Below are 23,598 nucleotides of genomic sequence, written 5' to 3' on the forward strand. Positions count from 1 at the left end.
TATACACTTATAGTTTGTGAATCATTTGATTTAAAAGGTTTTTCCACCCTATATATTTTTAATACATGTAAATAGTTACATAATTGTCAAATGAAAAATAGTAAAATGAATAAATTGAAAATCTAAATGTGTGTAAATATTGTATACTGTGTAAATCAAGTAAACTTGTAACTTAATTTCAAGTAAAACAAGAAATTGTAAGGAGAGAGTAATGTGAATTACACAGTATTTCAATGGATAAACAATTTAGCAGGTACATCTGCGCTCTTAGATAAGGCAATGATTGCTATTACAAATAGCGCTGCATATGTGGCTATTCTATTCATGTTTATCTTATGGTTTCATAACGGAAAGAAAGAGAATGCGATAAGAAAACAATATACAGTGTTGTATACGACACTTTCAGTAATAATTGCATTACTAGTAAATGTTTTTATTCATGTAGTATATTATCATCCACGTCCTTTTGTATCATATGAAGTGAATCAATTAGTACCTCATGCAGAAAACTCATCATTTGTTAGTGATCATTCTGTACTTGTATTATCGATTGCATTCACTTTTATGCTTAGAGGAGAAAAGTTAAGATATATTGCATTTTTATGGGCGGTTTTAGTTTGTATATCTCGTTTGTATGTAGGTGTTCATTTTCCTTTAGATGTAATGGGTGCAGCTGTAATAACGATTATAACAAGCAGTTTATTATTGCAGAAAAAACGTATATTTGAACCAATCGCAAAACTTGTTTTCAAAATGTATGCACTCGTAGCGAAACGAATTCCTTTTCTAAAGAAATATAACCATGTAGCTTAAATTTCATAATTAATCTTATAGATTAGGCAAAAAAGCCTCCTTTGGAAATCCAGAGGAGGATTTTTTGTTGTATACAAGTGAATAGATTACTTCCAACAAAATTAAAAGAATGAATATTCTTAAATTTCACGTACTGTATTTTAAGTATGTAAATAAAATTACAATAACAACAACTAGTTTTGCATTGTTTTAAAGGAATTAAAAAGAAAACTTCGAAACATATAGTATCGAAAACAAAAATCACATATTTTAAAGCGCATCTTTGTATGTATCAATTAATAGAGAAAGGAGATAAACATGCATAAACTTCAAACGAATAAAGGCGCGCGGTATTTTATGGTTGCTTTTATTGTTTTGTTTCTTATTATGCTTTTGCGTTTTTTCTATATTCAGGCAGTAGGAGTCCTGCATAATGTGGATGTAAAGGATCTAGCAAATGAACAACATAATAAAAATGGTGTATTGGAAGCAAATCGTGGCACGATTTATGATCAAACTGGAAAAGTGCTAGTCCAAGATTCCACAACGTATCGTGTTGTTGTGAATTTAAAAGGAAAAGAAAACGTGAAAAATAAAGATGAAACCGCAGAACAATTAGCTGCCGCGCTTGAAATTGATAAAGAGGACGTACTAAAAAATTTTCACGAGGGACGTACGCAAGTTGAAATTGGAAAAGTTGGTCGGAATTTATCTAGAGAAGTGAAGGAAAAAATAAAACAATTAAAAATCCCTGGTGTATCCTTTATGTCAGAGAAAGCCAGAGTATATCCAAATGAAGATTTTGCATCCTATATACTTGGTTTTGCTAGACCAGATGATAAAGGAAATACAGAAGGAAAATTTGGACTTGAAAAAAGTCTAGATAAATATTTGCGCTCTACAAATGGGAAAATAGAATATGTGGGCACGCAAGGGGGGATTCCGCTTACGAATGATATAGGAAAAGTAGAAGCCGCTAAAAATGGAAATAACGTATACCTTACGCTTGATAAACAAATTAATGGTTTTTTAGAAGAAGCAATGAACAAGGCACAAGAACACTATGATCCTTCTATGTTAGTAGGAATCATAGCGGATCCAAAGACAGGCAAAGTTTTAGCGATGTCTAGTAAACCTAGTTTTAACCCCAATAAAGGTGATATCGAGTACTTTTTAAATGATCCAATCGCAAATGCATACGAACCCGGTTCAACAATGAAAATATTTACGTTAGCTGCTGCAATAAATGAAGGGGTATATAACGGGAAAGAATATTTCCAATCTGGAAAATATTCAGTTGGTTCATCTGATATAAAAGATCATAACGGTGGGTTTGGATGGGGATCTATTACATTTGATGAAGGCTTCGAAAGATCATCCAACGTAGCTTTTTCTATTTTAGAAGATCAGTTATTGAAACCGGATAAATTTAAGCAATATATGAATAAATTTGGATTCAACCAAAAAACCGGAATAGATTTACCTGGCGAAAGTAAAAACACATTATTATTAAATACACAAATTCAACAAGTCACAACTTCTTTCGGACAAGGTTCTACAGTAACTCCCATCCAATTAATCCAAGCAGCTACTGCTATAGCAAATGACGGAAAAATGATGCAACCATATATCGTTGACAAAGTTGTAAATCCAACAAACAAACAAGTTATTATGGAAAATCAACCGAAAGAAATTGGGAATCCGATAAAAAAAGAGACAGCGGACAAAGTAAGAGACTTAATGGAGCGTGTTATTACGTCTTCAAAAGGTACTGGTACAATGTATAAAGTGGATGATTATCCAATAGGAGGTAAGACCGGAACAGCGCAAATTCCGAATCCTGAAAATGGACGATATATGGAAGGGAAAGAAAATTATATTTTTTCATTTTTAGGTATGGCTCCGATTGATGACCCAGAGTTAATTGTATACTTAGCTATTAAACAACCAAAGTTAAAGGGAGACGAGTATGGAGCTCAGCCGCTTGCTGAAATATTTAAACCAGTTGTGAAAAATAGCCTTGAATATTTAAAGGTGAAACCATATACAGAAAAACAAATGGTAGATGCAACGAAACGATCCCAATTAAAAGTACAAAACTATGTCAATCAATCAATGGATACAGTAGAGAATAGTGTAAAAAAAGAGAAGCTTCAACCGATAATTTTAGGCGAAGGAAAAATAATAAAACAATATCCGCAATCTGGTGAAGTAATGAGTGAAGGGGATCGTATATTTTTATTAGGGAAGAACGCAATAATGCCAAATTTACAAGGTTGGTCAATGCGTGATGTTATGTATTTCTCTAAATTATTAAAATTAGATTTAAAAACTACAGGTACGGGCTATGTAACGAGTCAGAGCATTGAAAAGGGAGAAGATATACAAGAAGGCGATGCATTAATCCTAGAATTGGAACCACCGTTACAACCGTTAGCAGAGGCGAATACAAACTGATTCGGACAAAGTGAAGGGTCTATATACAATAGGCTCTTTTTTTTATAGATTTAAGTAATTTCACGCACCGTAATTTTTTTAAAAAATAATAAATGAGAGAATCAACAGTGACACTTCGTAAATATCTGATTATTTTATATTTACAGTTAACGTAACTTGTGATATTATGGAAAAAATTAAATGTAGTGAAGAGAAGAGTAAATAAAATGAATTTTTCACAGAGAGCTCTATTTAGCTGAAAAGGAGCAAAAATTCTTTATTGAACCAAGCCTCTGAGCAGCACATCGGAACCTTTTATTAGGGGATAGTGTGACGGGAGCTCCCGTTATAGGGCTATGGTATAAGCATGTAATAGAATGCAGTACCTGATAAGGTTAATATGGCGACATATTAACAAACTAGGGTGGCACCGCGATGATAAATCTCGTCCCTAAGACTAAAAGTCTTGGGGGTGGGATTTTTTTATTGTTTTAAAACAATTTGGAAAGCGGGGGCCTAAAATGAAAAACACACTTAAAGATTGGAAATATCCTTTATTACTACTGTCTGGAGTTGGTATTGCGAATTTAGGGGCATGGATTTACTTAATAGCACTAAATGTACTTGTCTATAATATGGGGGGATCAGCCTTAGCTGTTGCTACTTTATATGTAATTAAACCATTAGCCGCTTTATTTACAAACGCTTGGTCAGGAAGTATGATTGATCGTTTAAATAAACGGAAGTTAATGATTCATCTCGATATATATCGTGCGGTATTTATCGCTATTTTACCTCTACTTCCATCACTTTGGTTTGTTTATGTATTCGTATTCTTTATAAGTATGGCCAGTGCAATTTATGAGCCAACTGCTATGACGTATATGACAAAATTAATTCCCGTGGAGCAAAGACAACGTTTTAACTCATTACGTAGTTTAATAGGGTCTGGTGCATTTTTAATTGGTCCAGCGATAGCGGGAGTATTGTTAATAGCAAGTACACCGGAGTTTGCTATATATATAAATGCTATAGCATTTCTCATATCAGGAGTAATTACATTGCTGTTACCTAATCTTGATAAAAAATCCGATATTCATACGTCAAATGACAAGCTATCTCTAGCTGTACTAAAAAAAGATTGGAACATCGTTTTAAATTTTAGTAAAAAATCTTTATATATCGTTTTTGTCTACTTCTTATTTCAAGGAATGATGGTTTTAGTTGCCGCAAATGATTCACTTGAATTATCATTTGCGAAAGAAGTTTTATTGTTAACAGATAGTGAATATGGCTTTTTAGTTAGTATCGCTGGAGCTGGGTTTATTTTAGGAGCCATAACAAATACAATTTTATCAAAAAAATTAACACCATCATTTTTAATTGGAATAGGATCATTATTCATTGCAATCGGTTATTTAATTTATGCTTTTTCAAATGAATTTTTAATAGCGACTATCGGATTCTTTATTTTATCTTTCTCTATGGCATATGCAAATACGGGATTTTATACTTTTTATCAAAATAATATACCTGTCCATATCATGGGACGGATTGGGAGTATATATGGACTTGTGATTGCGGGCATCACCATTTTAATTACGATATTGTTCGGAGTTGCCACTCAATTTATTTCTATACAACTTGTGGTTATTGTAGGCTCATTAGTAATGTTACTTATAACTATCATATTGTGTGTGTTTACTTTATTGCCATCACAGTCTAAGATGTATTCCTCTGAGTCAATCAATTCGAAATAGTTCTCTTGGTTTTGATTTATGGTATTCAATAGGAGGGTTCACCCTCCTATATATGAAAATATAAGAAAGGTGAACAATATTGATAAACAAGGGTGGTTTTTGTAATGAAAACAAAAGATCAAATTTGCACCTGGAAGTAAGTTTCACTACAACAATGCAGGTTTTATCATACTGGGATTAATAATCGAAGAACAGACAGACAGGACTTGAATTTACGGAATATATAGAAAAAACATATTCAATCCAATTAGTATGAAAAGAACGGATTTGTAAACGTAGATTCATATTTACACGTATACTCGGATCATAAAGACGAGATAAAAGGTGTCATGAAAAGTGATATAGATCAGCTATATCCAGTTCAAACATTTGCTCATTATACAGGTGAAAATAAAGAAGACATAAGAAAACAATTTAAACGAGTTCATGATTGTTTTTGTTTCGAAAAGTATTTTAACTAACAGTTCATACAGGTTAATAGATATGTTTGTTTTGAATAAAGATGCTAACAGATGTACGAGTCAAACGTACGTCTGTTTATTTTTATTAATAATGCTTACGACTATTACATTGTGTACCGTAATAAATAGATGATAGTATAATCGAAAAATATATAATGAATTAACAAAAAAATTGTAAATACATTCATCCTTTGTTTATCAATGCTGTGAACGGTAATACTAAATAACATTGAACTTTTACAACAAGGAATGATAATATGATATTTATTTACACAGATTTCGGCGGAACACATTCAACTTCACTTGCTGCAGCTTATCATTTAAATAAATTACCAACGGATCGTAAGTTAACGAAAGAAGAAATTTTGAATGTAGATTACTTTAATAAATTGAAAACAGAGGATATGGGGAAAATTATTTTTCATGGAATAGACGAGAATGGTAATCCGGTTTATACAATTGGATGCGGCGCATCAAAAGTTGTTGTACCTGCGATGAAGCATTTAGGAGAGATTCTGCAAAAACATTATCAAAGTCATGAAAAGATTATTTTTTCTAATACATCACCAACAGTACCTATACCAATGACTTTCGGTGGTCTGTTTTCTAGAAGGTTCCACATTGACTTTATCGGTGTACCGTTACTTGTATGGGGAGCAAAACTTTGCTGTGATAACATACAAAGACTTGTTAGTTATACGAAAGAAGCTGGCCAATTGACGAACGATTATGTTGTAATTTTAGATAATGAAACTTTTAAATAATGTATGATAAGAAGAAAATCGGGCAAATACTTCGATTTTCTTCTTTTTTTGGTGAAAATGACAAAAAATATTCACATTTAATATCCATCTACTATAGCCAAAACAATAAAGTCCTGTTACTATTACAGGGATATTCTCTTTTCGTAACGTAAATATATAGAAAAGTCAGAAAAGAGGAATTGAATTAAGGGAGGAACAACATGAAGCGTGTTGCTTGGATTACTGATAGTACAACTGCGAGTTTTAAAACAGAAGGAGATAACTTTGTTATCCCAATTGAAGTTATTATTGATGGTGTGTCGTACAAAGATTGTGAAGAAGGTGTGCGTGAGCGCGTTTATAATGCTTTGAACGAAGGTAAAACTGTCACTACATCACAGCCTAACATAGGGGAAATGGTAGATTTATTTTCGAAATGCAAAGAAGAATATGAAGAGGGATTTGCAGTTGCTATTAGCGGAAAAGTAAGTGGAACTTATCAAAACATGAAGTTAGCTGCAGACATGGCAGGTTTCCCATTAACGGTATTGGATAGTGAAACAACAAGTTATCCAATGGATGAACTAATTAGAAAAGCGAAATCGTTATACAATGATGGTATGACGTTACAAGATATACACAAAACATTAGTAAATGAAAAAAGAAGACCTTTCCACGTATTCCCGAAAAGTTTAAAAGGCCTTTACGCAAGTGGACGTGTAAAGGGAGTTCAATTTTTACTTGGAAGTTTATTAAGTGTTAACTTAATATTAGAAGTAAAAGGTGGAGAACTTTTACTTGAAAAGAAAGTTCGCAAAATCCAAAAATGTCGAGAATACATTAAAAATGAGCTTGAAAAAGAATTACCAAAAGTACTTCATATGTTCCATGCTAACGATAAAGATGGAGCTGAAGAATGGATTTCAGATATTAGACAAGCATTCCCTGAAATGGACTTTAAATTATATCCATTACCAATTTCATTTGCGGTTCATGCAGGTGAAGGTACAATAGCAATTAGTTATTAAGATGAAAACCCGTGAATGATTCGCGGGTTTTTTATTTAATTAAATTGAAATTGGAGGCATATTACATCGCTATCAAGCAAAAAAGATCATTTTATCATTTTTGGGAGCAACCAATCCCTCAATTTGATTTGAAATTAAAAATATAAACCTTTGCCTACTGGCTGAACAGTTTCTAGCACAGTATTGACCATTTCTTCATTGATTAGGTTCCTTATAATCCAAGCTGAGAGATCTTGAGCTGCAAAACAGCCTGCAGCAGTCGAAATATTTCCTTCGTTCACGAAACTTTGTTCAATAACGTCCACATCAAATTCTTTAAGCTGTTCTACTGCGGATGGATATGTAGTGGCTTTTTTACCTGTTAGCAATTTTTTAGCTCCTAGTAGTAATGAACCAGAACACATAGATCCTATTAATTGTCTTTGAGGATTTACATGAATACTATTAAGATATTCTTGATTTGTATATAAATTTTGTACACCCTTACCACTTGCAAATATTACAGCGTCAGCAGACGGAATATCAGATATGCTTCCTGTCATGGGAATACGTAAGCCAGACATGGATATATGAGTTTTTCCCGTTCCTAATAGTTGAACGTCCCAATCAGAAATACCGCCAACTAAACGTACACGATTTAATAAATCCCATGGTAGAAAAACATCTATATCAGTAAAGTTATCAAAACAGACTATTGCAATTTTCATTTTTTAATCCCCATTCTATATGTATGTCCCCTTATTTAAAATATAAACTTCTCCTTATTATGTTCTATATTAAGTTGTAAATCCCTGTATATTCCATGCGTTTGAAAGAGATGTTAGCGGTTTTTTAACTTCTCTAAACATAAAAAGCAATAAAAATTTTTCTTGGTTTCTATCAATTTGTTGTGCTCAACTAAGGTTTGTAGCAATAACTCGTAAGGTATTTGGAAATGAGGATCTTTAAAATTATCAAGGAAATAGATGTAATTCATCATACACACAAATAGAAATAAAAACATTACCCTTTCTTATACATTCACAGATATAAACACGTTTTTTCGTTTTTAGGGGATATAATATAAATAGCCAGCAATCAATAAATCCTATAATTTTTGTAAAATAATTTTGACGTTTTTATTTTTTCACTATAAAATACTATTCGTTCATCCAAATTTAACCAATAGTATATAAAAGATATATCTTTTTAAATGCTTAGGTATGTATTTTTTAGTTTTAAGGGGGAAGAGTTAATATGAAAGTAAAAAAACTAGTTACGCTTGCAGTACCATTTATGCTATTAGTAGGTTGTGGATCGGAGAAAACAGATGCAAAACCGAAAGGAAAAGTGGAATCAAAAGCAGAAACAAAAGAGAAGTTATCGAAAGACAAGTATCCTGAGCGTATAACGGCTATATCTACCGAATTCTTGCAGAAAGTCACTGAAATGTCTGAAATAGCAAAAGATAGAACAACCAGTAATAAAGAAGTATCTATGAAAATATTAGCACAATTAAAGGATATACAGAAAACCATTAAGAAGTTTGATACTATTGAACCGCCAGTAGAGTATCAAGAAGCCCATAAAGACATATTAAAAGCAGTAGATTGTTATAAAGAATCATATTCGATTCAAGAAGAAATTTTAACATCGGACAAGAAAGCAGACGAGAAAGCACTTATGGATAAAGCAGATAAGTCAAAAGAGTTACTAAAAAAAGGTTCTGAACTTTGGGCATCTGGTTACAAACCGATTCAAGATACGATAGTAGGTAAATCGAATGAAAGTAAGAACAACTCTGAATCTAAAACTGATAGTCCTTCAACCTCTGATACTTCTACTTTTAGTAATAAAGATGTGCAACTATCAATAACTGGAAAAGAGTTAGTAGGAGAATGGGGTAGCTATGAAGGTTCTGAATTTATCAAAGCAGTTGAGTTCCGAAAAGATGGTACATATATCGCTTATGATGACAAAGGTAAAACGCCTTATGAGCAAGACCACATGGAAGGAAGTTGGTACTATACTCAAGAAAAAAAACAAGTTTCTTTAACGGCGAAAGAAGTTGTAAAAGGTGGGAATAAGATTGATACAAGTCAGTTAAAGGTAGCAATAGACTACAATGTTGAGTCATTTAAAGATGGTTCGTTCAAGATGACAGACGTAAAGGGAAACAGTCTACAAGCAGTAAAACGTAAGTAATTTATGCTATTTGATTATAATTAATTCAAAAAAGACATTTACTTTTTCAGTAAGTGTCTTTTTTATATTTAAGATATGAATCCGCTTTCTCTTTAATTCATAAAGCTAAAATAACTATGAACAGTATATTGTCCTATCCCTTTTAATAATTTTAACCTTACCATTTTAACACCTCGCGTACATTTTGTTTAAGACATATTATAAGTAACAAACCGTAAATAATGTTGTTTAGAAAGTTTAAAGGGTTTTTTAATATAAAAATAGAAATCTATATAAAAAAATATATAAATGGTAGTGATACTATGAAAATAGGTAAATTTGGAGAAGTAAATAACATAAGTATTGATACAATTAGACATTACATGGATCTCGGCCTCATTATTTCTGAAAAAAAGGGCGGTCACAATTTTTTTGACGAGTATTGTCAAACAGATTTAGAGCTTATATTACATTACAAAGAGCTAGGTTTTAGCTTGAATGAAATTAAAGAACTGTTTTTTTATAAAAATTTAGCGAAATCTATGAATTACAAAAAAGATACTTTTTACCAATCTATATTTAAATTGAAGTATGACCAGATGGAACAGGAAATAGAACTTTTGGAGAAGAGACGGGATAAATTAAAGGAAGTGTTACATGATTTATTATTAACAAATGAAACTTCGAATTCAATTATAGGGATAGATTTAAGCGTACTTCATTTGCTTACATGTTCTAAGTGTAGCAAAAAACTAATTCTTCAAGATGGAATTATTACTAACAATCAAATTACTGAGGGGAAGCTAATTTGTAATTGTGGTGAAGAATATATTATTACTTCAGGAATTATAACTGCGGGTAAATCATTTAAAGCAAATGAGCGAACGTCACTTGAAGATACTATTTCGGATTATATTCATGAAACTGATAATGCGTATTTGGAAAATATGCATAGAGAAGGACAATGGGCGAAAAAGAAACTAATACATTTAGATTTAAATAATAAATTAATACTGGATATAGGATCGGGACTTGGGTTCTTTTTGAGAAACATTTATGAAGAACTACCAGAAGATTGCCTATACATTGCAGTGGATCGAGATTTAAATAAACTTTTATTTTTAAAAGATGTATTAGCGAAAAAAAATCCGAAAAGAAACATTCTCTTTATCTGTGCTGATTTTTTGAATATCCCTATTCAGAAACGGTCTGTTGATATTGTAATTGATCATTCTGGTACGAGCAATTATAGTTTTGAGCATGAGGATTTTTTACTTCACGAATTAAATCCACTTTTTAAAACGGATTGTTATTTATTAAGTTTATTTATTTTATTTAAAAATTTCAGCTCAAATAGTCAAATTACAAATAACTTTCGAGCAAATTTTACACTTTCAAAAGTAACGAAAGAAATCCAAGATTTACAGTTTCAATCCATAGATGAAAGTACTTCAAACTATTTGAAACGAGGTGGAAAATACGAGGATTTCTTTGTTCAAGGAGAAGAAATTTATACATATTCATTTTTCGGAAAAAGATGGGGTTAACCCCATCTTTTATTTATTTTCCCTTAAAACTTTTCAAATAGTACATATTGCTATTGGGTTGACCCAAGAACTTACAATGTACGTAACACAAAGTTAGGCAGGGGGAAAAGTGATGGGAAGTTTACGATTACATATAGAAAATAAAAAAAGAAATCAAGAACTAAGAAATATTTGTTTATATTCAATTGCAAAAACAGTATCAATATTCGGTAGCTCTATGTATAGTTTCGCACTAGGATTATATGTTTTACACATAACTGGATCTGCGTTAAATTTCGCAATTACGCTCATATTAGGAACGATTCCAATGATTGTTATGAATCCATTTGCTGGTGTAATCGCTGATAAGGTTGATAAAAAGAAACTAGTTGTTTGTATGGATTTACTAAGTGGGTGCTTATTAGTAACTGTTTATATATTAAGCAGCTATTATGGATTAAACTTATTCATCATTTATACTACTACCTTTCTAATGACGGTCTTTACAACCTTTTTTGGAATAGGATTAGAGGCTGCAAAACCAAATATCGTCTCTAAAAAGAGGCTTATGAGTATTAATTCAATAAGTAAAATTATCGATTCTGTATCTTTAATACTAGGCCCTATGCTAGGGGGGATTGTTTTTGCAGTCTTTGATATTAAAACATTTATCATTATAAACGGTATTTCATTTATTCTTTCGGGTATATCCATATTATTTATTAACTTTAAATTGTTCGAGCAAAACATAAACGAGGAATGTTCTATGGGAGAAATTAATTTTATTAAAGATATAAAAGAGGGATACTCTTACTTAATTGAGAGGAAAAGCTTAAAGAATACGTTTAATATATTAATTTCCCTTAATTTTTTCTTAGGTTTTGCTGTAACTGTTCCATTACCATACATTATTAATACAGTTCTCAATCTGAGTCCTAAACAATTTGGTATAATTCAAGGGACTTTTCCAATAGGTATGATAGTGGGTGCAATATTAGTAAAAAAGATAACTGATCGTTTTTCTTATTCCTATCTATTGAAAAAAATAAGTTTTATGTTGGCGATTTTTATGATAGTTTCAGGTATCCCTGTTTTATTCAAAAGTATTGAAGTAAATAATATTGTATTTGTTACTATGTATTGCGCTATTATGTTCTTTGTAGGGCTAACGATAGCATTAATCGATATCCCTTTAATTTATTTTATGCAAAAAGAGATTCCAGATGAATATAGGGGTAGAGTGCTTAGTATTGGATTAAGTATAGGTAAAATGATGCAGCCGATAGCGCTGGTATTATCAGGTCTATTATTAAATCATATTCCAGCCTACACGATTCCAATTGGAGGGGGCATCGTATTTCTTATTTTGAATAAAGTTTATTCAAATAAGTTGAATTTAGAAATTCATTCAAAAGAGTATAGTGTTGAACGTAATTAAATAATATCGAAAAAGCGCTGGATCATCATCTTGCGCTTTTCTATCGTAATTCCGTTGTTATTCCACTCATACACTTATCAATATTATCTTCTTCAATACCAATAAATAATCCTCATACTTTTAAATCGAGATTGTAGAAATATTGTTAGTTGTAGCATGTCTCTTCACTGAATACTTAGACAAAAAGGATCTTAAACGTTGAAAAATACATTAGGGAGAGTATTGAAAAAGCATACGGTGGGGGGGATTATCTACAACTATAATACATGTTATCATATGTTCATATTATTAAAAACCTAAATTTTCCATTAGAGAACAGGAAAGGAACTATTATTTACTTTATGCTAGTCAAATACAACACCTTTAAATAAGTTATAAATAAGAAAAGATGCCACTCTAATTTATATAACGTCTTAAGGTGCAATAAACAATATTCATAGAGTGAATAAATTAGGAAGACTAAAGAAAGAGTTGGAAGAAACGTAGATATAGTTTAAACAAAGGGGTAAATATTAATGAAACGTAAAATATTAACAGTAGTTTTACCAATTACATTAGCATTAGGAGTAGGTTGCAGTAAGGATGTCTCCGAAACAAAGAAAACTGATAGTATAAAAGTAGCAGAAGAAAAGCAAGATGATGGTAGATTAAAAAACGCACATGATTACAAAGAAAAGGTTAATGATGTAGCAAAAGAGTGGGTAAACCAGTATCAAGTTATATCAGATGTAATAGCAAAAGACCCTTCATTTGCTACTACAGAAAATGAGTTTAAAACAGAAATAGGTAATTTTAAGGTTGTAACACAGAAAATGAAAGAGATAAAACCACCTAAGAAATATGATGATTTACAAAAAGAGTTGTCTGATGCAATGTTAATGTACGAAGACTCTTTAACAGAAATGGTAGAAGGTTTAGATAAAGGTAACCCCGAAACAGTCACACAGTCTTCTAAACATATGGATGATGCTTTAAAGAAGATAAAGAAAACAATACAGACAATAAAAGAACTAAACGATAAATAGTAGTAATTAGGATATAGATTTCTATGAGATACAAAATTCTAACTATATCTACAAGGGATTCTTTTGCATAGTGATCAAGATTTCCGGGATATTCCAAGCTAATATAATGATTCCCTAAAAAAAATAAGACAGTACACAATATTGATTTAAAGTAAAACTCAAATTATAAAAAGCGCAGGATAATCATCCTGCGCTTATCTATCGTAGTTCAGCTGTTTTTCTAATAACAATCTTATCAATATCATCTTCTTCATCACCGATAAATAAACCGCGTTCTTGTAAATACGCCTCAAAATATAAATCCGCTTCTGCACGTTCATCATATGGTTTTACAGATAGAACGAAACCTAATTTGTTTTGTTCCTCTAAATGAGAAGTGGAGATGTAGGCCGGTACATTGTGGCGTAAAAAAAGTTCTTTAACCGGAATAATCATATCTTTCATTAATTTCGTTAACATACCCATTTCAAACTCGAAATTAAAGCGATCTATGCTACATAAATCAGCGAATACTACACCGATAAAACCTGTATTAAATACTTCTTGATATTCTACTTCTTCGTTACCGTAAAAATTCTTTTCGATTAAATAATTTATAAAGTAAGAAACGCCGTCACTTTGTTCAAATGGTTTCGTTGAAAGAACAAAGCCGATTTTCTTTTGTTTATGTAAATACACACATGACATGTATGCTGAAATGTTATGTTCTTTAAATAGAGAACTTGTTGCTCCAGAGAGGCCATCAAGTACGTGATGAACAATTTGAAGTTTTTTACGAGCGAAATAATAGGATTTCTTTTGTAACTCCAATGTATCAATAAAGACAGAGCCGATAAAGCCTGTATTTGAAATAATAGGTGTTTGCTTTTTTCTTCCTCTGCGCTTTGCTTGAGCCATTGTAAAAATCATCCCTTCATGTACAATTAAAATAAAAAAGAACGTTTGTTCGTATATTTATATTTTACTATTAAAACACTCTAAAGTAAAGGGTTTTTGATGAAAAAATAACAAAAAAGACACCTGTAAAAGGTGCCTTAAACGCTGTAGGGAAGAGGGTTCATCCCAACTATTTATATTATGATACAGAAACGATCTCTTCTGTATCTTCTACATCTAAATGACAGTCCATAGTACGAACATCTTGATCTTCATGACTTCCGAAATAAATAGTAATTTTCATATGTATCGCTCCTTTATTCTAGGAATACCTAAAATAATTACTAGTAATGTTACTGTTTATTATATACCACTTTTTTCATTCCGACAACGTTATATCATTTTTAATTCTTTTAGAGGAAAAAAGAGTAATGTATAGAGATATTTTTATAGAAATAGATACATTTCTTATGTGTTATATTTAATACTGAAGAATTCGAAAACGAATTTTTATGAAAGGAGAAAAATGAATGAATTATAAACAGTTACTAATAGATAACTTCACATATAAAACCTCATATATTGCGCGGCAGTTACATGGAATGAATGTAAAAGAAACGAAGGACTACATTGCTGTCGAATGTGGTTTACCGGCAGATACATTTAATATCATTACTATACTAAACAATAATTTAACGGAAGGTATTGAGAAACTATATAAAGTGGTAAACAACTATAATCAAAAGAAACTTCCAATGAGTGTTTGGTTTTGGGATGATAGGCATGAGCAGACTATAAAAAGCGTATTAATAAAACTTGGCTTAAAAGAAGCAGAACAAAATATCGCGATGGTAGCAGACTTAAAAACAATTCATCCAACAATAAACATGCCAGAAGGTTTTACGATACAAAAATCATCTTCGTCAGGACAAATTAAAAAGTTTGGGGAAACATTAGCTAATCTATTTGGTACATCAGAGGAAGGTACACATGTTCAAGCGTTCTACAATCAAACTGCTTCTTTCGATTTATGGAATAGTGAACAAATGAAACTGTACTTAGGATTTTATAAAGAAGAAGTCGTATCGGTTGGTTCATTAGTATGTACAAAAGATAGTATTGGTATTTATGATATAGCAACTAAAGAAGAATTGAGAGGGAAAGGGTTCGGCTCTGCTATGTTTAATTACTTGCTGCAAGAAGCAAAGGAATTGAAAGTTGCTCAATGCGTATTACAAGCTTCACCTGATGGCATTAATATTTATAAAAAGACTGGTTTTCAATCTGTAGGACAAATGACTGTTTTTGAAAATCGACATTTAATGGAATAAATCATCCAAGTCAAATTGCTTTCATGTAGGAGTTAAAACATCATTATGAAGAAGATATATATCGTTACAATCATTTGCACCTTTATGGTAATAGGTACTTTTGTTTTTCATAAAGCAAATGAACTTAAGTACACGAAAGCTATTAATCAATTAAATCATATAAAAAACATTGCACATAGAGGCGCTTCTGCGTATGCGCCGGAACATACAATAGCAGCGTATAAATTAGGGCAACAATTGAGAGGAGATTATATAGAAATTGATCTCCAAATGACAAAAGACGGACATTTAGTAGCTATGCATGATGAAACAGTAAACCGCACTACAAACGGTACGGGGCTAGTTAAGGAACATACATTAGAAGAAATAAAGCAACTTAATGCAGGTTCTTTTTTTAATGAAAAGCATCTAAGTTTAGCGAAGAAAGAATTTGAAGATGTTAAAGTTCCAACACTAGAAGAAATTATTGAAACGTTTGGGCATAATGCTAATTATTACATTGAAACAAAATCGCCAGATGAATATCCTGGTATGGAAGAAAAGCTATTAGAAATTATAAAGCACTACGAAATAAGTGATAAAATTATTATTCAATCATTTAGTGAAGAAAGTCTGCAAAAGATTCATAGTTTAGATGTTAATATACCGCTAGTACAATTACTATCTTACAAAAAGGCAGCTCATTTAACTGAATTAGAGATAAAAAAGTATAAAACATACTGTATCGGTCTTGGGATGAACTATAAATATATTGATTCAGCTTATGTAAAGAGTATAAAGAAAAACGGATTAGAAGTTCATCCATTTACTGTAGATAATGAAACAGATATGAAAAAGTTACTTTTATGGGGAGTTGACGGGATGTTTACGAATTACCCGGATCGTTTACATTCGTTAGTTAAACTATAATAGTGTAATTATCACTGAACCAATAAAACAAGTACCCACAAGTATACAAAGATAGTTTATGGTTCAAATGGTAACATCATTGAATACATAGCGCCGATATTGAAATGAAATCCGAAAAAGAATCCAATATTTTTATTGGATTCTTTTTATTTAGCTCTAAGTGACGAACTTAAAGCAATATGAATTTGTTAATAAAATATTACATTGGGTATGATTTTTTGTAATTACCATCAGAAAGTAACGGAATTGTAATGAATTTTAACTACGCTTTTTATATTTTTTTGATACACTGGCTACGAGAGGAATACCGATTAATGTAGGTAAAAACCAAAACCATATAGGTGGCAGTAAATTTATTAAGGGAATATGAATACCGACGTTTACTAAAAGTGCAGTTACCGCACCTATATAAGAACCTAACATACCTCTAATATGGTGATGCAGCCAATTTTTCCAACGTTTTTTTCGTGCCAGGTAGCCATAAATCGCAAATGAATAAGAGAAAATTGCTACATAAAATAAATATGCGATTTGATCCCAGTTTATAATGGATAATATAATTGCAGTAAGGGTGATGACAACGTAGGATGCATGATATATTTCACCCCATTCCGTATGTTTTCCTTTCTTCTTTTGGGCAACCATCCCTACAATACCAGTGATTAAGCATATTGTTCCAAATAATATATGGATGGTTAAAAGAATGTTGAAAATGCTCATAATAATTCCTCCTTTTTTATTTTTATAGTATTGCAGTATAGGAGAAAAGTTGAAACATATTTTTTATCGACCTTAATATATTGAAATAAAGGTACTCCTAGAACAAATTTAAACGGACAAATTTTTCTTGGATATAGTGAGACACGTACTACGTGAAATGAAGGAGAGACTTCCATGTTTACATCTATTACATATTTACAATCAGGGAATGAAAAGCAACAAAAAGTGTATGATGTTTTGAATAAACTTAACATTATGGAGGATTTAACTTTGTATAGTCCGGTTCTTTGCGGGACAATTCCTATTAGAATTGATACTCTTCAATCTGACTTAGATATAGTAATGGAAGTACATAACTTTGATGTTTTTGAACAGGAAATGAGATCTTTATACGGTTCTTATAAAGGATTCAAAATAAAAAAGAAAAAAATTAAAACTACAGAATCGATAAAGGTAAATTTTGAGTTTGAAGGTTTTGAATTTGAATTATTTGCTCAGCCTAAGCCAGTACGTAACCAAAATGCATATAGACATATGATAGTAGAGCACATGTTATTAATGCAGCATCCCCATCTAAGGGAAGAAATACTTCACTTAAAAGAGAGCGGTTTAAAAACAGAACCTGCTTTTGCTCAAGTATTAAATATTGACGGAGACCCTTATGACGAACTTATTTTATTGGGACAGGAAATGAGATTGTGGTAAATAAGATACATAAAAACTCCTCTATAGTAAAGAGGAGTTTTTGTTATGACATTAGCTTACGGATTAATTCACTCAACAATTTAATCCCGTTAGTCATTTGCTCTGGTGAAGCATATCCATATGATAAGCGAATGTACCGATCTGATTCTTCTTCATAAATACGTCCTGGGTTTAAAAGAATTCCATTTGATAGTGCCTCTGAAAATAATTTCTTCATCGGAATGCTAGGTACAATCTTTAGCCATATAAATAATCCGCCACTAGGAATATCCCACGATGCAATATCTGCGCAGTACTTATTTAAAGCTCGTATCATGATTTGTCTTCGTTCTTTTAGTTTAATTCTTACGTTTGCAACATGTTCTTCATAAAAACCTTTATTTATCCATTCAGCAGCAACTCTTTGGGATAATGAGCTGGATCCATAGTCTGTTTGCATTTTTATATCTGACAATCTATCAATTACAGGTTCTGGTCCAATAATCCATCCAATTCTAAGTCCAGGAGTAAGTGTTTTAGAGAGACTACCAACATACAATATATGTCCATGTTTATCTATCGACTTTAAAGGAGCTGGAGGTGGTTCATCAATCCATAACTCGCGGTAAATATCATCTTCAATAATAGGTAACTGTTCTTTTTCACATATTTTTAATATTTCTTTTCTTCGTTCTTGAGACATTAATATCCCTGTTGGATTTTGAAAACAAGGGATAGAATATAAAATATTTTTCTTTTGACTATATTTAATTCGTTTTAAAAATTCGTTAGGTAAAATACCGTGATGATCCATAGATATACCAGATAGATTTATATTTGCTGATTGAAATACATGAAGTGAATATAAGTAAGAAGGCTGTTCAAGTAAAACGGTTGATTCTCTATGCAAAAGACCAATTGATATTAATTGGAGTGCTTGTAATGCACCAGAGACGATTAATATAGAACTGGCTGATGTATGTATTCCGAATGATTTTACGTATTTACTAATTGCTTCACGTAACGGTAAAAAACCTTTTTGTTCTTCGTATCCAAAATACTCTAATTCCTCACATACGCTTTTCATAATCGTCGGCATAGTTTCTAGCGGGAAAAGTTGAGGCGCAAGTTCACCTTTACTAAGATGGATAAGTTTTTTATTTGCTTCTGCTTCATTGATTTCTCGTACTATTAACTTGCTAGGTTTATGAATACCGGCCTTTACATATTCACTCCAATCAGGCAGGGGATTCGTCGCTAATAATGACCATGTATTATTTGTTACAATTGTTCCTGCTCCAATTTTCCCTTGAATCAATCCATCTGCCATAAGTTCATCTAGCGCAGTTATTACAGTACTTCAATTTACATGAAATAATTTGGCTAACTGCCGTTGACTAGGAATCTTACTTCCAATAGGCCATTCTCCGTTTTCAATTTTTTCTTTCATATAGTCTACTATCTGCCGATATTTAGGCAGTTTTTTATTCGTTGTCATAAAAAAACTTCCTCGTTCACTTTATAAATGCCAAGTGGTTGGTTTTTACGATAAGTAACTGGTTGAAGACATTGTATCAACTATTAAATATGATGAAAAGAAATAATTGGTAATTATAAAGTGGTTGGTTTGAAGGGGGAGAAAAACATGAATTATAAAAAATGGGATTTTCGGATTATTTGTGCTCATGCTTTTACGATTTTTATATGGGGGACTGCCTTTCCGGCAATTCGTATGGGGCTTGAATCTTATACACCTGAGCATCTTACTTTACTACGTTTATTAATCGCTTCATTTATACTTCTGTTGTTTTCTTTTATTTACAAGTTACGGCTACCGGATTTAAAGGATATCCCAGCAATTTTTATGTTCGGTGCTTTAGGATTCACTTTTTATCACATTGCATTAAACTACGGCGAAAAAACAGTAAATGCTGGATCTGCAAGTTAAATTGTTTCAGTCACACCTATAGTAACGGCTATTTTTGCATCTGTTTTTTTGAATGAAAAAATGAAAATAAATGGTTGGATCGGTGGTGTAATTAGTTTTATAGGAATTGCTTTCATATCATTTAGTCAAGGAGATGCTATTCAATTGAATAGTGGAGGATTATTTATATTATTAGTAGCGATTTCAGAAAGCTTATTTTTCGTTTTCCAAATTTCTTACTTAAAAAAGTATGGTTTCTTGCCACTTACCATATATACAATTTTGTCTAGTACTGTATGTATGCTTATTTTCTTACCCGGAGTTTATCAAGAAATACTAGCAGCTCCTCTTGAAGTGAATATGAGTGTTATATTTTTAGGTTTATTTCCAACAGTACTCCCATATATCGCATTGGCATATATCATATCTCATTCTGGTGCTGCTGAGGCAACAAGTTCTCTATATTTAACTCCAGTAACTGCATGTTTTGTTGCTTGGATATGGTTAGGAGAAGTGCCAACTTTTGTTTCGATAATTAGCGGAGGGATTACTATACTTGGAATTGTGATTGCTCATATACCAGTATTAAGAAAAGAAAAACATAGGAATTTAGCAAATAATCAATCCGTATAATGTAATTCAATAATAATTTTATGATACTTTTTTATGTAATTTCCTTCTTATGTTGATAAATATAATATTTTGTATTTCAGTTAAATATTGTATGTTACATTTTATATAGTAAGCATTTTAAAAGGAGATGACAACATAATGAATGGAAAAAGAAAAATTTTCACATGTATTTCTATTATAGGAATTGGACTAGCTAGTTTTTCTAATTCTAGTTTCGCAGCAAATGTAATGGACAATTCAGTACAAACTTCTATTCCCATAGTTAATCAACAAGTAGCTGCTGTAAAAGAAATGAAACCATTTCCCCAGCAAGTTAATTATGCAGGTGTTATAAAACCAAATCATGTTACACAGGAAAGTTTAAATGCTTCTGTAAGAAGTTACTACGATAATTGGAAAAAGAAATATTTGAAAAATGATTTATCTTCTTTACCTGGTGGTTATTACGTAAAAGGAGAGATTACGGGTGATGCTGATGGGTTTAAGCCACTTGGAACTTCAGAAGGTCAAGGGTATGGGATGATAATTACAGTATTAATGGCTGGTTATGATTCGAATGCTCAAAAAATCTATGACGGTTTATTAAAAACAGCAAGAACTTTTAAAAGCTCTCAAAATCCTAATTTAATGGGATGGGTTGTCGCAGATAGTAAAAAAGCACAAGGTCATTTTGATTCTGCTACTGATGGGGATTTAGATATTGCGTATTCTCTTCTTCTTGCTCATAAGCAGTGGGGATCACATGGAACGGTTAATTATTTGAAAGAAGCACAAGACATGATTACAAAAGGTATTAAAGCTAGTAATGTTACAAATAATAACCGACTAAATTTGGGAGATTGGGATTCTAAAAATTCATTTGATACGAGACCATCTGATTGGATGATGTCACACCTTAGAGCATTTTATGAATTTACAGGTGATAAAACTTGGCTTACTGTTATTAATAATTTGTACGATGTTTATACGCAATTTAGTAATAAGTACTCTCAAAATACAGGACTTATTTCAGATTTCGTTGTGAAAAACCCACCACAACCCGCACCTAAAGACTTCTTAGATGAGTCAGAATATACAAATGCATATTATTACAATGCTAGTCGGGTACCATTGAGAATTGTAATGGACTATGCGATGTACAGCGAGAAAAGAAGTAAACTCATTTCTGATAAAGTCTCTTCATGGATTCAAAATAAAACGAATGGAAATCCTTCTAAAATTGTGGATGGTTATCAATTAAACGGATCCAATATTGGTAGTTATCCAACTGCTGTATTTGTTTCACCGTTTATTGCTGCAAGTATAACGGATAGCAATAATCAAAAGTGGGTAAATAGCGGTTGGGATTGGATGAAGAATAAGAGAGAAAGCTATTTTAGTGATAGTTATAATTTATTAACTATGTTATTTATTACAGGAAATTGGTGGAAACCTGTACCTGAAGATAAAAAGACACAAAATCAAATAAATGCTGCAATTTATGAAGGATACGATAATTAATTAAATTTGAGAATGGTTACTTAAGAAAGGAATTAGCATACGCTAGTTCCTTTTTAATATTTTGTAAAACATTATCCGTTCTAAAATTTGCATAGATATACTTACTTTTTTCATATACATAGTTATTAATGACTCAATTTTTTATGAGGGGAGGGTATTTCTTGGAAAAAGTATTATTTTTCGGAGACCCAGGTATTGATGACTCATTTGCTATTATGTATGGTTTATTGCATCCCGAAATTGAAATTGTCGGTATTGTAACCGGATACGGAAATGTTGAGCATATACATGCTGCACATAATGCAGCGTATATTTTACAGTTAGCAAATAGACAAGACATTCCTGTCATTAGTGGTGCAACAAAACCACTTACAGAAGAAATTACTATGTACTACCCTGAAATTCACGGAGCAGAAGGATTAGGGCCCATCCATGTTCCAGAAAGCGTATTATCTATTCCGATATACAATTTTGGCAGTATTGCTGCGATTCTTGTAAAGTACGGGAAAGATTTAACAATTGTCGATGTAGGAAGATCTACCTCGTTAGCGATTGCTTTTAATTTATGGAATGATTTAATGCTGAATGTAAAAGGAATCTATTTCATGGGTGGTGTTTTTTTAGAAGTAGGAAACGTTACGCCATTAGCAGAGGCAAACGTGTATGGAGATCCTATAGCAAGTAAAATTATTTTTCAGCAAGCAAAGAATTTATTTATATTCCCTTTAAATGTAACAAATAAAGCTGTGTTAACTCCAAATGTATTTAACTATATCCAAGCTAATGCAAAAAATCCATTTCATACGATAATGAAACCGATGTATGATTACTATTTATCTGCATACCAAAAACTTAATCCATCTATCGAAGGGCCTTTGCTACATGATGTGGTTGCTATAAGTGGATTAGTTAACCCAAGTTTTTTAAAATTTGCGCTTCGTACAGTGAATGTAGATACATACGGAGATACGAAAGGACAAACATTCGCTGATTTTCGCCCTAGCTCTATATCTAAAGGTTCCCGTATAGCGTTAGAAATTGATGAACAACAATTCATTCAAGATTTTATAAAAATCATGTTATAAGTTGTTGTCGAAAAAGGGATATATTTCACTACGTTGAATATATAAATACATTCTTTTTATAAAGGAGCTTACAATATTGAATGTCCAGTTAAAAGTTGTTACGAGAGAGAATTGGGAAGATGCATTAAAGTTACAAGTTAAAGAAGAGCAAATAAAATTTGTTCCATCTGTAGCAGTTTCACTTGCTAAAGTGTATATAAAACCAGATGGAGACAATGTAGAGTATATACCATTTGCGATATATGACGGCAATCTAATGGTTGGTTTTATTATGCATGCTGTTGTAAGAGAAACAACTGATATGTATTGGATAAATGGATTTATTATTGATCAAATGCAGCAAGGTAATGGGTATGGTAAAGCGGCATTACAAGAAAGTATTTACTTAATAAAAAATACATGTAAGGCGTGTAAAGAAATTAGATTAACAGTACATAAAGATAATGTCTTTGCAAAGAAACTGTATGAACTTTACGGTTTTCAACCATTGGGACATGAATATGATGGTGAGCAAGTATATCGTTTGTTCGTTTAAGTAATACGAAGTAAAGATGTGAAATG

18 protein-coding genes, 4 pseudogenes and 1 other annotated feature are annotated in these 23,598 nt (G+C 31.7%); of the genes and pseudogenes, 18 read left to right on the top strand and 4 right to left on the bottom strand.

Annotated features, from left to right (window positions below; genetic code table 11):
• Nucleotides 1–213: 213 nt before the first annotated feature.
• The 7 genes and pseudogenes from ILT06_RS23820 to ILT06_RS23850 all read left to right on the top strand — a co-directional run bounded on the left by ILT06_RS23820 (nucleotide 214) and on the right by ILT06_RS23850 (nucleotide 7,220).
• Nucleotides 214–813: an undecaprenyl-diphosphatase gene (locus tag ILT06_RS23820; RefSeq protein ID WP_064475381.1), complete on the top strand. Its 600-nt coding sequence runs from the start codon at nucleotides 214–216 to the stop codon at nucleotides 811–813.
• Nucleotides 814–1,110: 297 nt separating this feature from the next.
• The gene (locus ILT06_RS23825; RefSeq protein WP_222655599.1) at nucleotides 1,111–3,249 is read left to right on the top strand and encodes a penicillin-binding protein; all 2,139 of its coding nucleotides are present in this window, start codon (nucleotides 1,111–1,113) and stop codon (nucleotides 3,247–3,249) included.
• A 176-nt stretch (nucleotides 3,250–3,425) separates the two neighbouring features.
• Nucleotides 3,426–3,684: a binding site (T-box leader), on the top strand.
• A gap of 65 nt (nucleotides 3,685–3,749) precedes the next feature.
• Nucleotides 3,750–4,988 (top strand): MFS transporter, encoded by a 1,239-nt coding sequence (locus ILT06_RS23830; RefSeq protein WP_064475383.1) that lies wholly within the window; start codon nucleotides 3,750–3,752, stop codon nucleotides 4,986–4,988.
• A 123-nt stretch (nucleotides 4,989–5,111) separates the two neighbouring features.
• Nucleotides 5,112–5,217 (top strand): annotated as a pseudogene (locus ILT06_RS33175) (penicillin-binding protein); the annotation flags it as partial.
• A 22-nt stretch (nucleotides 5,218–5,239) separates the two neighbouring features.
• A pseudogene (locus tag ILT06_RS23840) lies at nucleotides 5,240–5,449 on the top strand (GNAT family N-acetyltransferase); the annotation flags it as partial.
• Nucleotides 5,450–5,706: 257 nt separating this feature from the next.
• On the top strand, nucleotides 5,707–6,213 hold the full coding sequence (locus ILT06_RS23845) for a DUF3189 family protein (protein WP_064475384.1): 507 nt from the start codon (nucleotides 5,707–5,709) through the stop codon (nucleotides 6,211–6,213).
• A gap of 200 nt (nucleotides 6,214–6,413) precedes the next feature.
• Entirely contained in the window at nucleotides 6,414–7,220 is an 807-nt protein-coding gene (locus ILT06_RS23850) for a DegV family protein (RefSeq protein ID WP_064475385.1), read from the top strand.
• Between the two features lie 134 nt (nucleotides 7,221–7,354).
• On the opposite strand, the gene ILT06_RS23855 is transcribed toward ILT06_RS23850, so the two are convergent.
• Nucleotides 7,355–7,927 (bottom strand): DJ-1/PfpI family protein, encoded by a 573-nt coding sequence (locus tag ILT06_RS23855; protein ID WP_064475386.1) that lies wholly within the window; start codon nucleotides 7,925–7,927, stop codon nucleotides 7,355–7,357.
• A 529-nt stretch (nucleotides 7,928–8,456) separates the two neighbouring features.
• On the opposite strand from ILT06_RS23855, the gene ILT06_RS23860 reads away from it, so the two are divergent.
• The 4 genes from ILT06_RS23860 (at nucleotide 8,457) to ILT06_RS23875 (ending at nucleotide 13,372) form a co-directional block, all read left to right on the top strand.
• Complete coding sequence (locus ILT06_RS23860) at nucleotides 8,457–9,404, top strand: DUF7018 domain-containing (lipo)protein (RefSeq protein ID WP_222655600.1); 948 nt, start codon at nucleotides 8,457–8,459, stop codon at nucleotides 9,402–9,404.
• A 302-nt stretch (nucleotides 9,405–9,706) separates the two neighbouring features.
• On the top strand, nucleotides 9,707–10,930 hold the full coding sequence (locus ILT06_RS23865) for a methyltransferase domain-containing protein (protein WP_222655601.1): 1,224 nt from the start codon (nucleotides 9,707–9,709) through the stop codon (nucleotides 10,928–10,930).
• A 112-nt stretch (nucleotides 10,931–11,042) separates the two neighbouring features.
• On the top strand, nucleotides 11,043–12,347 hold the full coding sequence (locus ILT06_RS23870) for an MFS transporter (protein ID WP_222655602.1): 1,305 nt from the start codon (nucleotides 11,043–11,045) through the stop codon (nucleotides 12,345–12,347).
• Nucleotides 12,348–12,862: 515 nt separating this feature from the next.
• Nucleotides 12,863–13,372: a DUF7018 domain-containing (lipo)protein gene (locus ILT06_RS23875; protein WP_064475389.1), complete on the top strand. Its 510-nt coding sequence runs from the start codon at nucleotides 12,863–12,865 to the stop codon at nucleotides 13,370–13,372.
• 198 nt (nucleotides 13,373–13,570) lie between these two features.
• Here ILT06_RS23875 and ILT06_RS23880 read toward each other — a convergent pair whose 3' ends face one another.
• A complete protein-coding gene (locus tag ILT06_RS23880; RefSeq protein WP_064475390.1) occupies nucleotides 13,571–14,269 on the bottom strand; it encodes a hypothetical protein in 699 nt (232 codons plus the stop codon).
• A gap of 509 nt (nucleotides 14,270–14,778) precedes the next feature.
• Between ILT06_RS23880 and ILT06_RS23885 the strand changes: the two genes are divergently transcribed.
• A complete protein-coding gene (locus tag ILT06_RS23885) occupies nucleotides 14,779–15,579 on the top strand; it encodes a GNAT family N-acetyltransferase (RefSeq protein ID WP_064475391.1) in 801 nt (266 codons plus the stop codon).
• 45 nt (nucleotides 15,580–15,624) lie between these two features.
• The gene (locus tag ILT06_RS23890) at nucleotides 15,625–16,488 is read left to right on the top strand and encodes a glycerophosphodiester phosphodiesterase (RefSeq protein ID WP_222655603.1); all 864 of its coding nucleotides are present in this window, start codon (nucleotides 15,625–15,627) and stop codon (nucleotides 16,486–16,488) included.
• A gap of 258 nt (nucleotides 16,489–16,746) precedes the next feature.
• Here the strand turns inward: ILT06_RS23890 and ILT06_RS23895 are convergent, their stop codons facing one another.
• A complete protein-coding gene (locus tag ILT06_RS23895) occupies nucleotides 16,747–17,208 on the bottom strand; it encodes a DUF2306 domain-containing protein (RefSeq protein WP_222655604.1) in 462 nt (153 codons plus the stop codon).
• Nucleotides 17,209–17,382: 174 nt separating this feature from the next.
• Between ILT06_RS23895 and ILT06_RS23900 the strand changes: the two genes are divergently transcribed.
• Nucleotides 17,383–17,913 carry a DUF4269 domain-containing protein gene (locus ILT06_RS23900; RefSeq protein WP_222655605.1) on the top strand — a complete coding sequence of 177 codons (531 nt, stop codon included), beginning with the start codon at nucleotides 17,383–17,385 and terminating at the stop codon, nucleotides 17,911–17,913.
• Nucleotides 17,914–17,956: 43 nt separating this feature from the next.
• On the opposite strand, the pseudogene norG reads toward ILT06_RS23900, so the two are convergent.
• Nucleotides 17,957–19,390: pseudogene (gene norG, locus ILT06_RS23905) on the bottom strand (efflux pump transcription regulator NorG).
• Between the two features lie 147 nt (nucleotides 19,391–19,537).
• Between norG and ILT06_RS23910 the strand changes: the two are divergent.
• From ILT06_RS23910 to ILT06_RS23925, 4 genes and pseudogenes are all read left to right on the top strand, one after another.
• A pseudogene (locus tag ILT06_RS23910) lies at nucleotides 19,538–20,452 on the top strand (DMT family transporter).
• A 138-nt stretch (nucleotides 20,453–20,590) separates the two neighbouring features.
• Nucleotides 20,591–21,952, top strand: coding sequence for a family 8 glycosyl hydrolase (locus tag ILT06_RS23915; protein WP_149173576.1), 1,362 nt, complete (start codon nucleotides 20,591–20,593; stop codon nucleotides 21,950–21,952).
• Nucleotides 21,953–22,113: 161 nt separating this feature from the next.
• Nucleotides 22,114–23,037: a nucleoside hydrolase gene (locus ILT06_RS23920; RefSeq protein ID WP_064475397.1), complete on the top strand. Its 924-nt coding sequence runs from the start codon at nucleotides 22,114–22,116 to the stop codon at nucleotides 23,035–23,037.
• A 76-nt stretch (nucleotides 23,038–23,113) separates the two neighbouring features.
• Entirely contained in the window at nucleotides 23,114–23,572 is a 459-nt protein-coding gene (locus ILT06_RS23925) for a GNAT family N-acetyltransferase (RefSeq protein WP_098101551.1), read from the top strand.
• The last annotated feature ends 26 nt before the right edge of the window (nucleotides 23,573–23,598 follow it).

This window comes from Bacillus sp. 17RED48, from assembly GCF_019837545.1.
GTDB lineage: Bacteria > Bacillota > Bacilli > Bacillales > Bacillaceae_G > Bacillus_A > Bacillus_A wiedmannii.

Coding starts and splice junctions, on each gene's coding strand:
- ILT06_RS23825 (WP_222655599.1), top strand. CDS start 1,111: ATGCATAAACTTCAAACGAATAAAGGCGCGCGGTATTTTATGGTTGCT.
- ILT06_RS23830 (WP_064475383.1), top strand. CDS start 3,750: ATGAAAAACACACTTAAAGATTGGAAATATCCTTTATTACTACTGTCT.
- ILT06_RS23845 (WP_064475384.1), top strand. CDS start 5,707: ATGATATTTATTTACACAGATTTCGGCGGAACACATTCAACTTCACTT.
- ILT06_RS23850 (WP_064475385.1), top strand. CDS start 6,414: ATGAAGCGTGTTGCTTGGATTACTGATAGTACAACTGCGAGTTTTAAA.
- ILT06_RS23855 (WP_064475386.1), bottom strand. CDS start 7,927: ATGAAAATTGCAATAGTCTGTTTTGATAACTTTACTGATATAGATGTT.
- ILT06_RS23860 (WP_222655600.1), top strand. CDS start 8,457: ATGAAAGTAAAAAAACTAGTTACGCTTGCAGTACCATTTATGCTATTA.
- ILT06_RS23865 (WP_222655601.1), top strand. CDS start 9,707: ATGAAAATAGGTAAATTTGGAGAAGTAAATAACATAAGTATTGATACA.
- ILT06_RS23870 (WP_222655602.1), top strand. CDS start 11,043: ATGGGAAGTTTACGATTACATATAGAAAATAAAAAAAGAAATCAAGAA.
- ILT06_RS23875 (WP_064475389.1), top strand. CDS start 12,863: ATGAAACGTAAAATATTAACAGTAGTTTTACCAATTACATTAGCATTA.
- ILT06_RS23880 (WP_064475390.1), bottom strand. CDS start 14,269: ATGGCTCAAGCAAAGCGCAGAGGAAGAAAAAAGCAAACACCTATTATT.
- ILT06_RS23885 (WP_064475391.1), top strand. CDS start 14,779: ATGAATTATAAACAGTTACTAATAGATAACTTCACATATAAAACCTCA.
- ILT06_RS23890 (WP_222655603.1), top strand. CDS start 15,625: ATGAAGAAGATATATATCGTTACAATCATTTGCACCTTTATGGTAATA.
- ILT06_RS23895 (WP_222655604.1), bottom strand. CDS start 17,208: ATGAGCATTTTCAACATTCTTTTAACCATCCATATATTATTTGGAACA.
- ILT06_RS23900 (WP_222655605.1), top strand. CDS start 17,383: ATGTTTACATCTATTACATATTTACAATCAGGGAATGAAAAGCAACAA.
- ILT06_RS23915 (WP_149173576.1), top strand. CDS start 20,591: ATGAATGGAAAAAGAAAAATTTTCACATGTATTTCTATTATAGGAATT.